Source organism: Flavobacterium lotistagni (assembly GCF_011392125.1).
Taxonomy (GTDB): domain Bacteria; phylum Bacteroidota; class Bacteroidia; order Flavobacteriales; family Flavobacteriaceae; genus Flavobacterium; species Flavobacterium lotistagni.
On the sequence record NZ_JAAJBU010000001.1, the window covers coordinates 255,435 to 268,860 of the forward strand.

Below are 13,426 nucleotides of genomic sequence, written 5' to 3' on the forward strand. Positions count from 1 at the left end.
AGCACCCTTGAGAAACCCTTGGACAAAAATATCATTATTTCTTCTAATAGGAATCTTTCTCGCTGCCTGTAATACGCTCAAAAGGGTGCCTAAGAAAAAAAGGCTGCTGACCAAATCCGAGATTATCGTCAACGATAAGAAAGTCAACGCTGAGAATATCACTGCTCTGGTATATCAGAAACCCAACACGTCTATTGGCGGCTTTCACTTGCGCTTGCATTTATACAATCTGGCCAAACTCAACCATGATTCCATCTACAAATCGAAATTCATTAAAGATCCGGCCAAATATGCACACCAATCCAAGTGGCTTTCTGCAAAACAAGTCAACCGGTTAGGCAATTCGTTTTGGTATGCGGGCATTCACGAATTTTTGAAAACTACCGGCGAGCCACCGGTAATTCTCGATTTGAAAAGCACCGAAAAATCCAAACAGCGACTCAAAAGCCATTATTTCAACCAAGGTTATTTTAATGTCAAAGCCAATTACGAAGTCGATTCTACTTCCATCCAAAAAGCTAAAATCAAATACAATATCACCACCGGAAAGCCTTACATACTCGATACAATTCGCACTACAATTCTATCGCCAGCACTGGATTCGCTGTATAAAACCCAACAAGCTAATTCGTTTCTCAAACCCGCCAGACAATACAATATCGCTGATTTCGATAACGAGAAAAACCGCATCACAACGCATTTCAGAAACAACGGCGCGTTTTTTTTCCAGCCTACTTATGTGAATTATGCTATCGATACCTTGAACGGAAATTACAAAACCAACGTCAACATCAAGATTGACAATTATTCCTACAGTGTCGGCGATTCTATTAAAACCGAACCTTTTCAACTCTACAAAATCAGCGAGGTGAATATCTACACTGATTACAACGCCAAAGACACTTCATCGGTTTCCGAGAAGAAAACCACTTATTCTAATTTCAATCTTTATAGTAAAGGCAAACTCAAATACAAGCCTAAAGCCATTACCAATGCAGTTTTCATCAATCAGGGCAGTTACTTTTCAGACTTGCGCACTAATCTTTCCACGCGTTATCTGACCAATTTGAAAGTATTCAATTACCCGACGATTCGCTATCGGTTAAATCCGAACGACACCTTGACCGGCTCATTGATTGCCGATATTTATCTGACGCAAAAAGAGAAATACAGCTTCGGTTACGGGATTGATTTTACGCACTCGAACATCCAGGATTTTGGTATTTCCGGTAGTCTTTCCTTCGGGATCAAGAACATTTTCAACGGCGCAGAAACTTTTGAAATTGCAACTCGCGGCAACATCGGTTCGTCTAAAGATTTGGCCAATCCGGACGATCGGTTCTTCAATGTTTCGGATTATGGAGTCGACATGAAGCTCAATTTCCCTCGAATTTTCATGTTCTTCAATACCGATAAGATCATTCCCAAAAGCATGATTCCTTCTACGGCGCTCACGATGGGTTTCTCCAAACAGCGCAACATTGGGCTCGACAAGGAAAATTTCACCGGTGCGCTTACCTACAACTGGAATTTGAACCGACAGACTTCGTTCCGTTTTGATTTGTTCAATGTGCAATACGTGAAGAACATCAACCCGAACAATTATTTCAATGTGTACCAATCTTCGTTTTTGGCACTGAATAATTTGGCAATAAAGTACAATGCGAACCCGGCCTATTTCTCCGGAGGTGAACTTTTGATTCCAAACGGTGTGGAAGCTTTTATTGAAGATGTCAATTCGAATGTGATTTCCCCGACAACCGAAGATGCCAAATCCATAAGCAGTATTCTGGAACGTGCGGCCAGACTCACTGAGAACAACTTAATTTTTGCCAGCAGTTTTTCAGTTTCTAAATCGACCAAACGCGATATTTACCACGAGAATTTTCACATGTTCCGCTCGAAATTAGAATCGGCAGGAAATTTTCTGTCGCTGCTGGCGAACTTGTCTAAACAAACCGGAACCCAAGGTGTCAACCAAACGATTTTTGAAGTCGCTTATTCACAATACATCAAAGGCGAAGTGGAATATATTAAACATTGGGATTTCAAACGCGGAAAAGTACTGGCTTTCCGAAGCTTTGTCGGTTTGGCGGTGCCGTACGGAAATTCAGAAAGCGTGCCTTTCTCACGAAGCTATTTTGCCGGCGGATCCAACGATAATAGAGCTTGGCAATCTTATTCGTTAGGCCCGGGAAGAACTTCGGCGCTCAATGATTTCAACGAAGCCAATTTTAAAATTGCGACCAGTGCTGAGTTTCGCTTCAACTTTTTTGCAAAATTCAATGGTGCTTTGTTTATCGATACGGGCAATATTTGGAATATTTTCGACAATATCGAGGATGAAAAAGCCGTCTTCAGCGGAATCAAATCTCTGGGCGATACTGCGGTCGGATCGGGCTTCGGTTTGCGCTACGATTTTAGTTTTTTTGTGTTCCGATTTGACTTCGGTTTCAAGACTTATAATCCGTCGGATGAAGGCAACAAGAAATGGTTCCGAGACTACAATTTCGGACATTCGGTGCTGAACATCGGAATCAATTACCCATTCTAAAGTTAGCATCGCCTTTCGGACTTGCGCTTAAAAAAAACTCGAATTCATATTAGCCAACTACTTTAATTCTTATTTTTGTACACTTAAATTTTAAACACACAATCATGGCTCACAATATTAAACCAGGCGTAGCAACCGGCGATGCAGTTCAGGAAATTTTCCGTTATGCCAAAGAAAAAGGATTCGCGCTTCCAGCAGTAAATGTTACCGGATCCAGCACGATTAATGGCGTTTTAGAAACTGCCGCCAAACTCAAAGCACCGGTAATTATACAGTTTTCTAACGGTGGAGCAGCGTTCAATGCAGGAAAAGGATTGCCTAACACCAATGAAAAAGCAGCTATTGCCGGTGGAATCGCTGGTGCGAAACACATCCACACTTTGGCTGAGGCTTATGGCGCCACGGTAATCTTACACACCGACCACTGTGCTAAAAAATTATTGCCTTGGTTGGACGGATTGTTGGAAGCCAGTGAGAAACATTTTGCCGAAACCGGAAAACCGCTCTACAGCTCACACATGATTGATTTGTCTGAAGAGCCTATCCACGAAAATATCGAAATCTGTAAAGAATACTTGCAGCGCATGAGCAAAATGGGCATGACCCTAGAAATCGAGCTCGGGATTACCGGTGGCGAGGAAGACGGTGTGGACAATTCAGATGTAGACAGCTCAAAACTTTACACCCAACCTGAAGAAGTGGCCTACGCCTACGAAGAGTTGATGAAAGTTTCGCCAAGATTCACCATTGCGGCAGCTTTCGGAAATGTTCACGGTGTATACAAACCGGGCAACGTAAAACTGACGCCTAAAATCTTGAAAAATTCGCAGGATTTCGTGCAACAAAAATTCAATACCGAGCACAATCCGGTGGATTTTGTTTTCCATGGCGGTTCGGGTTCTACTTTAGAAGAAATCCGTGAAGCGATCAGTTATGGCGTCATCAAAATGAACATCGATACCGATTTGCAGTTTGCTTTCACTGAAGGCATCCGCGATTATATGATCAATAACATCGAATACCTTAAAACGCAGATTGGAAATCCTGAAGGCCCAGATGCGCCAAACAAAAAACATTACGATCCGAGAAAATGGGTACGCGAAGGAGAAATGACTTTCAACAAAAGATTGGAGCAAGCGTTCGCCGATTTGAATAACGTCAACACCCTATAATTATTAATTATTATTTATTAATTGTTAATTAAAAAACATGGCTTGGTTTAAAAGAACAGAAAAAGGGATTACCACCGCAACCGAAGACAAAAAAGACGTTCCGAAAGGACTTTGGTATAAATCGCCCACCGGGAAAATTGTAGATGCCGACGAACTCGAGCGCAACCTTTGGGTGAGCCCGGAAGACGACTTCCACGTTAGGATCGGAAGCGCAGAGTATTTCCAGATTTTATTCGACAACAACGAATTCAAGGAACTCGACGCCAAAATGACCTCTAAAGATCCGCTCGGTTTTGTCGATACAAAAAAGTACTCCGATCGTTTGAAAGAGGTTATGGAAAAAACCAAACTCAAAGACGCTGTGCGCACGGCTGTAGGAAAATCCAAAGGAAAAGATATCGTCATCTGCTGTATGGATTTCGCGTTCATTGGCGGATCGATGGGTGCTGTGGTGGGTGAGAAAATTGCGCGCGGAATTGATTACTCGATCAAACACAAAATTCCGTTTTTGATGATTTCCAAATCGGGCGGCGCACGTATGATGGAAGCGGCGTATTCGCTAATGCAATTAGCTAAAACCTCAGCAAAATTGGCGCAATTGGCCGAAGCCAAAATCCCTTATATTTCTCTTTGCACTGACCCGACCACCGGAGGAACCACCGCTTCTTACGCCATGTTGGGCGACGTGAATATTTCAGAACCCGGAGCACTAATCGGTTTCGCAGGGCCAAGGGTTGTAAAAGATACTACCGGGAAAGATTTGCCCGAAGGTTTCCAGACCGCAGAATTCGTTTTAGAACACGGTTTCTTGGATTTCATTACGCCAAGAAAAGAGCTCAAAGACAAAATCAACTTATATCTTGATTTGATTTTGAATGAGGAAGTGAGATAAACATACATAGCCACAAAGCTCATAAACAGAAGCTCGGGAATTGTCCCGAGTTTTTTTTGCTGTTAAAAAAAAAAAAACATAAATTATTGTTAAAACAATTCCTACCTTTAGTTTCAACAAATGCACAATCAATTCGTTACCGCCATGAAAAAAATACTCTACTTATTTATTACCATTATTTCTTATTACAATCTTTCAGCACAAAATAGAGTGTTTGACGACTCAGAAATGGTAAACTTCGACCGTCTCGACCTCAAAACAGTCGTTTCTGATTACGGCTGGCGAACCTCGCTTGGATTAGACTTTGGCACTTATTCAAATTACAGAAACGCTAGTTTTATTTTTGAGGGAGAAGTAATCAAACTGGAGAGCGAGCCAAGTAAATGGGTCAAAGGTTACGTGAAACATTATGCAAAGTTTCCTTTCAATAAACATGTTTTTCCAATTGGAGATCCTTTCGGAAGGAATTTTCTGGAAACGGACAAAGAAATTGATGGTGAAAGTGTTACTGTCGCTTGGCTTTCAAATGAATTATTGGAACTTAACGGAATGCAGCCTTTTGAGGACTTAACTCCCCCAGAAGAGGGCATCCACGACATTAATAGTTTATACGGACTAAGTAGCATCCGGAGCCCAGGGTTCTGGGATTGGCGGTCCACAAATACTGAGGGAAGCATTATAGTTAAAGTAAATACGCTTGAAAACTCTGACAATCCTGATTTAAGATTGGCAGGCTGGAAAAACAACCGATGGGAATGTTTGTGCGATGCATCCCCTCAAAACGGGATTATTTCTTGTGAAGTGGGCCCGGGTTACACCGCTTTGGCTATCGGAAAAAAAGGAAGTTTTGTGCCAAATTTAACATTTGAGGACACAAATACTAACAGCATTGTCAATGCAAAAAACAATTCAGATAATACTCTTTTTTATGTCAAGGTATATCCCAATCCCATCAAATCATGTTGCTTGACTTTAAATTACCTTATTGACTACACGGGGATTGCCAATGTTTATTTATATGACTTACTAGGAAAAGTCGTTTTGACGCAGCCCTTGCTAGTTGAACCGGGTCACAATAGTAACACTGTTGACACCTCACAACTGGCTTCCGGAGTATACCACTTGTCTTTCAAAGATGCCAATCACTCCGATTTGTTTGCCGGCAAAAAAATTATCATTCAAAATTAAACTTGCTTTGATCAACTATAAACCAAAGAGTCTCTCAAAAAGTAGCTCTAACTAAAACACATACACCATGAAAAAAACGATTTTATTTTTAGCCGCAATCTTAGGAATTGTCCGAGTATCCGCTCAGGTGAAAATTGGGGATAACCCGACCGATATCATTCCGTGCGTTCAATTACAAATCAATGGGGGTAGTTCGATGAACGATATTCGTCCTGGCAGTGACCCTAATGGTTATAGTGATTTCAACACTTTTGTTTTTTACGAAGACTTTCAAGACAATTGCGGAAATGTTGCCGGTAAAGAAAGAGGCTCCAGGGTAGGTATCGGGACTACTTTCCCTCTGGCCACGTTGGATATTGTCAGCAAAGATAGCCACAGTACAGAAATAGGGTTGAGAAATTATTCGAGAAATGGCGTTTCAAAAGCAGGTCACGATTGGGCTATTGCCAGCTTGGGCACTGAGAATGCCAATACGGCTGGGTCATTTATGCTTTGGGACAATAGCGCTTTCAATGGCAATGACTACGGAGCTAATAGATTTATAATCAATCCTTTCGGACATGTAGGCATTGGTGGAATTGAAAGTCCAACTACAAATCTTGACATTTGGAACGACGGGCAATTTAGCTCTAGAGCACAAATCGCTCTGGGAACATATGGCGGACACAAATACTTTTTAAGCTCTAACGGCACATGTTCTAGTGGTAACAATTGTGACGGGCCAAATAAGCCGAATTCATTTATGATATGGGATGGGGAAGTAAGTAAATCAAGGCTTTTCATTTCTTCTGAAGGTAAGATTGGAATCGGAAACAATAACTATGATCCAATGGCGGACTTGGATGTGATGTGTGATGGCATAGAAAAAGAACGAGCGCAATTAGGACTCAGAGCCAATGGAGGCCACAATTACTTTATCAGCAGTGAAGGGCTTTTGAATGGGGCGACGACCCCAAATCCAACTGCTGGAGGACTGGTAATCTTTGATGGTACCGAAAATCAGGGGCGGCTTTTTATAAAAGGGAACGGGAAAATCGGAATCAACAATAACTACAATCCGGCCACAGAATTAGACGTTAATGGAAGTATTACTGCCTTGGCCATTCAAGGCCCTTCAGACATTCGCTTTAAAAAGAACATCAAACCCTTAGAAAATTCATTGGAGAAAATTTCCAAACTGAAAGGACACACCTATCATTGGCGTCGCGACGAATTCCCTGACAAGAAATTCAAATCCGGCACCGATATCGGGTTGATTGCACAAGAAGTAGAGAAAGTCTATCCTGAAGTAGTCTATACGGCAGACGACGAGATGAAATCAAAATCGATTGACTACGCCAAATTGGTTCCGGCCCTGGTCGAAGCCATCAAAGAACTTCAGAAAGAAGTAGAAGAGTTAAAAAGCCAAATGCCACTTCAAAAAAGATAAAAGCCATGAAAACCAGATTTTCTCTGTTGCTTTTGCTCTTGACAAGTTGGGCCAAAGCGCAAACCATACACAACAACGTCGCGGTTCAGGATGGTTATTGGAACGATTGCGCCACTTGGAACTTTCCAAACACAATCTACAACTCGGCTCACGAAGATGATTACTATAAAACCATTCGCGCGGATAAAGTAGTCACACAAAATCTTCCGGAAGTATATGTCAAGAAGATTAATCTTTCACAGGGTTCTAAAATAATCCTTCAATCAAATAACAAGATTAAATTGCAAGGGTATAATACGACCCCCGTAACCTCCACGCCGGCCTGCCCTACTACTCCTTATTTGGATAATGTTTTTATTGATTTCAATGAGACGGTTGCCGCTAAGTCTTTATCGGGGCTTCTGCACGGATTGAGCAATTGGGAGGAAGCAAAGGAGACTAATCCGAATCTTTACAACACCTATCCGATAGAAGACGTTGAGAATAAAATCATTCCCTTAAAGCCTAAATTATTCCGTCAGGGCCGGCCACAAAAATACCAACTCGCCTATGACTTGACCAGAACCATGAACGGAAGCGTAGAATCGGTATCTGGTCGTGTTCATATGGTTCTTTCCGACAGTTGGGCTACCAGATGCTGGAATTCTACAGCGGATTCAGGTGGGTTTCGTTACGAAAATGAATTTCCAAATTGGCCAGTCGGTGGTAATCCGCAACCAGACGCACTTGAACAAGATTGCAAACACTGCTATGTTCTCAACACCGTTATTGAAAATGGTGTGCCAGTAACCTACGATTGTGGAGACTACAGTCCTTATAAAGAAGTTCCTACCACTATTATCCCCGGCCAAGACAATTACTCCCAAACTATGTACAATAATCTTTTGAACAAATGGTTCGCATGGGGAAATGAGCCGGACGCCCATGGACATTCATACAAGCCCGGCATAATCTGGGAATGTTGGAATGAGCCGGATTATTACGAATTTTGGGAGTCAAAAGATACAACTACAGATACCAACTTAGCTGTAGAACCTGACAAATGGCATATCATTGGTGGAGAAAATCTGAAATATTGGCCAGAACAGAAAAAGCAAAATTTCTTTAAGACCTACGCAATGTTTTATAACAAATTCAAAGATTTCAAAAATACTCATCCTGATGCAGAATGCGCCGGACCCAGTTTTGCTATATTCAATGAAACGCATTTTAGGGAATTTTTTGACTATTGTTTGAATCATAAAGATCAAAATGGAAATCCGGAACCACTGGAAGTCAATGTTGTCACTTGGCACGAGCTAGACTATATTCTGGATAGTAATGCCATCACACACCTCCGCGAGCACGTGTCTTTTATACGCGATAATTTTATGAACAATCCAAAATACAAGAAATTGAACATAAAGTCGATCGACATCAATGAAATTGTTGGGGAGAGTTATCGACATAATCCGGCAATTCAAGCATACTATTTGGGAGGACTCGAACAGGCAGGAGTTGATCACGCAAGCAAATCTAGTTGGCAGGTAGACCCAGACAACAGGGCTTCAGGCTTCGATAACAGATTAACCAATTTATTCAATAGAGAAGGTCAAAAAAGACCGAATTGGTGGGTTTATAAATTGTATTCAGATGGTGTGGAAAAACGGGTAAAAAGCTATAATGAAGAAATCAGAAGTATTGTTATAGCGAATAACACAAATGTTAATCCCCCGACTGAAACACATTATGCTCAAGTTTTATTCGGATACACAGATCCCGAAGGCACACGACCCTATGGCGCCTACAAAATAAACTTAAACAATCTGACTGCTATAATGCCTGGGGCAAACCAAGGCACTCATTTCAAAATCAGAATAAAAAAACTTAAAAACCCGGATGACGAAACTGAGTCAGCAGCTAATGAATATGAAAATATCCCTGAAATTGATTATCAAGATGTTTATCGCTATCCGAACACCTATACACCTACTGGAACTGGCCCTTATACAATGGATAGCGATGGCAGCATTACATTGATTGTCAAAAACATAGAAAGAGAGAACTTATACCAGATGGCCATATTTAAAGAGCCATAGCCTCTAGCAACCTAAAAAGTCCAGTAGATTAATTGCTGCGCTCAAATATAATATGCTTATTAAAAATCACATCCCCGTCCTGATCGCCTCCACCGGATCCAACCTAGAAGCCGAAATCGCCGGAAGCACGCCAGACAACAATCCGATAAAAGCCGAAAGACTGGTTCCCAAAACCACATTCCAGAAACCCAAAACGAATTCGAATTCCAGCGCGTGGGTTAAGACCAGCGAAATAATCCAGACCAAAAGCAATCCGACAATTCCACCAATCACTGAAAGTATTACAGACTCGAACAGAAACTGGAAAAGAATGAATTTGTTCTTGGCTCCAAGCGATTTCTGAATTCCGATTAAGTTGGTGCGTTCTTTCACCGAAACGAACATGATGTTGGCAATCCCGAAGCCGCCCACCAGCAGTGAAAAACCGCTGATAATCCAACCGATGACATTCATTTGACCTACTAAATTGTCAATCATATCGGTAAAACCTGACAAGATATTGATGAAGAAATTATCAATCTGGTCTGATTTCACACCGCGGAAATTACGGAGTTTTTGGGCAATCTGGGCTTTCAGCTCGTCGATATCAGTGCCTTTTTCTGGTTTGATGATGATTACCGGAAGCATCGAATCGTTCTTTTCGCCGTAGAGCCTGCGAACGAAATTGCTCGGTAGAAAAGCGGAAGTGTCATCGCCGCCGCCAATTTCAATACTAGAATCGCCTTTCTTTTTAGTCACGCCAATCACCGTAAATCGTTGGCCATAAATACGAACGGTTTTACCGATTGGATCGCTTTGGTCGAACAAACTTTTAGCTACTTCAAAACCCAACACGATTACTGGTTTTCCGGAATTGGATTCGGCTTCGTTGAAAAACCGGCCTTGTGAAAATTCCATGCGCTGGATATCAACAAATTCCGAAGTCACCGGAACCGTATTCACATCCGAAACCGATTTAGACTCAAATTTCACGCTTTCCGTTGGTGCAAAAAACTGGTAGCAAAAAAAGTCGGCATGATTCACCACCGACTTTAGATATTGATACTCTTCGTAATTCACGTTCGGAAATTGCTCCAGTTTCCATCGCGGAATATCGGTCGGGCCAAAACAAACACTGGTGAGGTACATCGTATTTTTATCGAGTGTGCTCAAATCGCTTTTGATTTTACGATCCAAAGAATCCACAGCAGCTAAAACAGCGATAATAGAAAAAATCCCGATGGTTACTCCGAGCAACGATAATAAAGTGCGGAGTTTATTGGTGCGCAGCGCATTCATGGCAAAACTGAAACTCTCTTTGAGCAATCGAAAATAGACCAACATAGCGCTTTATTTTTGTGAAGTAAAATTCAAGATTATTTCGAGAAAAACCTAATGAAAAAATATTGGCCCATTGGTGCGAATTTTTAAAATATTGTTACAACGACCTGACGGATTATCATTCCAAAAAACTACTTTTGCGCTTTGAAAAACAACACTACTACATGAGCACAACAAAAACCATCCAATCGGCACTGATTTCGGTCTTTTCTAAAGACGGTTTGGAGCCTATCGTGAGAAAACTGCACGAACAAAACGTAACAATTTACTCTACCGGCGGCACAGAAGATTTTATTAAAAACCTAGGCATTCCGGTCGTTGCTGTGGAAGACATCACTTCCTATCCGTCGATTTTGGGCGGACGAGTAAAAACTTTGCACCCCAAAATTTTCGGCGGTATTTTGAACCGTCAAGACAATCCGTCTGATGTGCAGCAAATGCAAGAATTCGACATTCCGCAAATTGATTTGGTGATTGTCGATTTGTATCCATTTGAAAAAACCGTCGCGTCTGGCGCTTCAGAAAACGAGATTATCGAGAAGATCGACATCGGTGGCATTTCTCTAATTCGGGCTGCTGCGAAGAACTTCAAAGACACTGTGATTGTGGCTTCGATGAACGAATATGGTTTATTGCTCGATTTGATTTCGTCACAAAATGGAGCGACCACACTCGAAAATAGAAGGCTTTTGGCCAGTAAGGCGTTTCATGTTTCCTCGCATTATGACACGGCAATTTTCAACTATTTTAACACCGACGATGCGATTTACAAACAAAGTATTGCTGACGGACAAGTTTTGCGTTACGGTGAAAACCCGCATCAGAAAGGCTTTTTCTTTGGCGATTTTGAGGCGATGTTCAAGAAGTTGCATGGCAAAGAACTGTCTTACAACAACCTGCTCGATGTAGATGCTGCGGTCAATTTGATTCTCGAGTTTAAAAACGACGCGCCTACTTTCGCTATTTTAAAACACAACAACGCTTGTGGCTTGGCGACAAGAAGTTCAATAAAAGAAGCTTACTTAGCGGCTTTGGCATGTGACCCGACCTCAGCTTTTGGCGGTGTTTTGATTGCCAACCAAAATATCGATAGTGCTACCGCAACTGAAATCAATGCGTTATTCTGCGAGGTAGTTATTGCTCCAGCCATTGATGCGGAAGCCATCGCCATCTTATCAGAAAAGAAAAACAGGATTATTCTGGTGCAAAATGAAGTGGATTTGCCGCAAACCCAAGTACGTACTTGCCTGAACGGATTGCTGGTGCAAGACCGAAATAACCTCACCGACAATAAAGCACATTTAAAAACCGTTACCCAAACAGCGCCGAGCGAAAGTGAAATAGAAGACTTATTGTTTGCTTCGAAAATTTGCAAAAACACCAAATCGAACACCATTGTGCTGGCCAAAAACAAAACTTTGATAGCTTCAGGAACAGGTCAAACCTCGCGCGTTGACGCTTTGAAACAAGCTATCGAAAAGGCACAAACTTTCGGTTTTGAACTGCAAGGAGCCGTCATGGCGAGCGATGCTTTTTTCCCGTTTCCGGATTGCGTGCAGATTGCCAAAGAAGCTGGCATTACGGCAGTTATCCAGCCCGGCGGCTCGATCAAAGACGAATTGAGCATTGAATATTGCAACCAAAATAAAGTTGCCATGGTATTTACAGGCACGCGTCATTTTAAACATTAATTTGTTTAACTTTGTCCGTTAAAATTATATAACCATTATAAACCCTTAAAAGACTTATGGGATTTTTTGATTTCATGACCGAGGATATCGCGATAGACCTTGGTACCGCTAATACCTTAATCATCCACAATGACAAAGTGGTCATCGACAGCCCGTCGATTGTTGCCCGAGATAGAATCACCGGTAAAATTACCCACGTCGGGAAGGAAGCCAACATGATGCAAGGTAAAACGCATGAGAATATCAAAACCATTCGTCCGCTGAAAGATGGGGTTATCGCCGATTTCGACGCTTCGGAAAAAATGATTTCGATGTTCATCAAATCGATTCCGGCACTCAAGAAAAGAATGTTCACTCCTGCCCTTCGCATGGTAGTTTGTATTCCGTCGGGAATTACAGAAGTAGAGATGCGCGCGGTAAAAGAATCCTGTGAGCGCGTTAACGGTAAAGAAGTTTATTTGATTCACGAACCTATGGCTGCTGCAATCGGTATCGGCATCGATATCATGCAACCTAAAGGAAATATGATTGTCGATATTGGTGGTGGAACTACCGAAATTGCTGTAATTGCGTTGGGCGGTATTGTTTGTGACAAATCGGTAAAAATCGCCGGTGACGTTTTCACGAACGATATTGTGTATTACATGAGAACCCAACACAACTTATTTGTTGGAGAAAGCACCGCTGAAAAAATCAAAATTACCGTTGGAGCTGCTTTGGAAGAACTTGAAACGGCACCAGACGATATGTCGGTTCAAGGTCGTGACTTGCTCACCGGTAAACCAAAACAAGTGGATGTTTCATATCGCGAAATCGCCAAAGCGCTAGACAAATCAATCCAACGTATTGAAGACGCGGTAATGGAAACCTTATCGCAAACACCGCCCGAATTGGCTGCCGATATCTACAACACCGGAATTTATTTGGCCGGTGGTGGTTCGATGCTGCGCGGTCTGGACAAGAGAATTTCTCAAAAAACAGATTTGCCTGTTTACATCGCTGAAGATCCGCTCAGAGCTGTAGTTCGCGGTACCGGAATGGCTTTAAAGAACATTCCTAAGTTCAGAAGTATCCTGATTAAATAATAGCCGGGCGCTGTACT

The 13,426-nt window shown here is 41.9% G+C and carries 9 protein-coding genes; 8 read left to right on the plus strand and 1 reads right to left on the minus strand.

Annotation, left to right across the window (positions count from 1 at the left end; genetic code table 11):
- Window positions 1-7 precede the first annotated feature (7 nt).
- The 6 genes from tamL (at window position 8) to G4D82_RS01150 (ending at window position 9,313) form a co-directional block, all read left to right on the plus strand.
- Window positions 8-2,554, plus strand: coding sequence for a translocation and assembly module lipoprotein TamL (gene tamL, locus G4D82_RS01125; protein ID WP_166333552.1), 2,547 nt, complete (start codon window positions 8-10; stop codon window positions 2,552-2,554).
- Between the two features lie 104 nt (window positions 2,555-2,658).
- A complete protein-coding gene (gene fbaA / locus G4D82_RS01130; RefSeq protein WP_166333554.1) occupies window positions 2,659-3,726 on the plus strand; it encodes a class II fructose-bisphosphate aldolase in 1,068 nt (355 codons plus the stop codon).
- A gap of 37 nt (window positions 3,727-3,763) precedes the next feature.
- Window positions 3,764-4,618: an acetyl-CoA carboxylase, carboxyltransferase subunit beta gene (gene accD, locus G4D82_RS01135; RefSeq protein WP_166333557.1), complete on the plus strand. Its 855-nt coding sequence runs from the start codon at window positions 3,764-3,766 to the stop codon at window positions 4,616-4,618.
- 144 nt (window positions 4,619-4,762) lie between these two features.
- Complete coding sequence (locus G4D82_RS01140) at window positions 4,763-5,806, plus strand: T9SS type A sorting domain-containing protein (RefSeq protein WP_166333559.1); 1,044 nt, start codon at window positions 4,763-4,765, stop codon at window positions 5,804-5,806.
- 67 nt (window positions 5,807-5,873) lie between these two features.
- The gene (locus tag G4D82_RS01145) at window positions 5,874-7,235 is read left to right on the plus strand and encodes a tail fiber domain-containing protein (RefSeq protein ID WP_166333561.1); all 1,362 of its coding nucleotides are present in this window, start codon (window positions 5,874-5,876) and stop codon (window positions 7,233-7,235) included.
- Between the two features lie 5 nt (window positions 7,236-7,240).
- Window positions 7,241-9,313, plus strand: a complete 2,073-nt coding sequence (locus G4D82_RS01150; RefSeq protein ID WP_166333563.1) for a hypothetical protein — start codon at window positions 7,241-7,243, stop codon at window positions 9,311-9,313.
- 66 nt (window positions 9,314-9,379) lie between these two features.
- Here G4D82_RS01150 and G4D82_RS01155 read toward each other — a convergent pair whose 3' ends face one another.
- Window positions 9,380-10,636, minus strand: a complete 1,257-nt coding sequence (locus tag G4D82_RS01155) for an ABC transporter permease (RefSeq protein WP_166333565.1) — start codon at window positions 10,634-10,636, stop codon at window positions 9,380-9,382.
- Between the two features lie 161 nt (window positions 10,637-10,797).
- Between G4D82_RS01155 and purH the strand changes: the two genes are divergently transcribed.
- Together purH and G4D82_RS01165 are read left to right on the plus strand one after the other, a co-directional pair.
- Window positions 10,798-12,324, plus strand: coding sequence for a bifunctional phosphoribosylaminoimidazolecarboxamide formyltransferase/IMP cyclohydrolase (gene purH / locus G4D82_RS01160; RefSeq protein WP_166333567.1), 1,527 nt, complete (start codon window positions 10,798-10,800; stop codon window positions 12,322-12,324).
- Between the two features lie 56 nt (window positions 12,325-12,380).
- Window positions 12,381-13,409, plus strand: coding sequence for a rod shape-determining protein (locus tag G4D82_RS01165; protein ID WP_166333569.1), 1,029 nt, complete (start codon window positions 12,381-12,383; stop codon window positions 13,407-13,409).
- Window positions 13,410-13,426: the final 17 nt, after the last annotated feature.

Excerpts from the sequence above, each read along its gene's own strand:
- G4D82_RS01145 (WP_166333561.1), top strand. The coding sequence starts at position 5,874 with ATGAAAAAAACGATTTTATTTTTAGCCGCAATCTTAGGAATTGTCCGA.
- fbaA (WP_166333554.1), top strand. The coding sequence starts at position 2,659 with ATGGCTCACAATATTAAACCAGGCGTAGCAACCGGCGATGCAGTTCAG.
- purH (WP_166333567.1), top strand. The coding sequence starts at position 10,798 with ATGAGCACAACAAAAACCATCCAATCGGCACTGATTTCGGTCTTTTCT.
- G4D82_RS01165 (WP_166333569.1), top strand. The coding sequence starts at position 12,381 with ATGGGATTTTTTGATTTCATGACCGAGGATATCGCGATAGACCTTGGT.
- G4D82_RS01155 (WP_166333565.1), bottom strand. The coding sequence starts at position 10,636 with ATGTTGGTCTATTTTCGATTGCTCAAAGAGAGTTTCAGTTTTGCCATG.
- accD (WP_166333557.1), top strand. The coding sequence starts at position 3,764 with ATGGCTTGGTTTAAAAGAACAGAAAAAGGGATTACCACCGCAACCGAA.
- G4D82_RS01150 (WP_166333563.1), top strand. The coding sequence starts at position 7,241 with ATGAAAACCAGATTTTCTCTGTTGCTTTTGCTCTTGACAAGTTGGGCC.
- G4D82_RS01140 (WP_166333559.1), top strand. The coding sequence starts at position 4,763 with ATGAAAAAAATACTCTACTTATTTATTACCATTATTTCTTATTACAAT.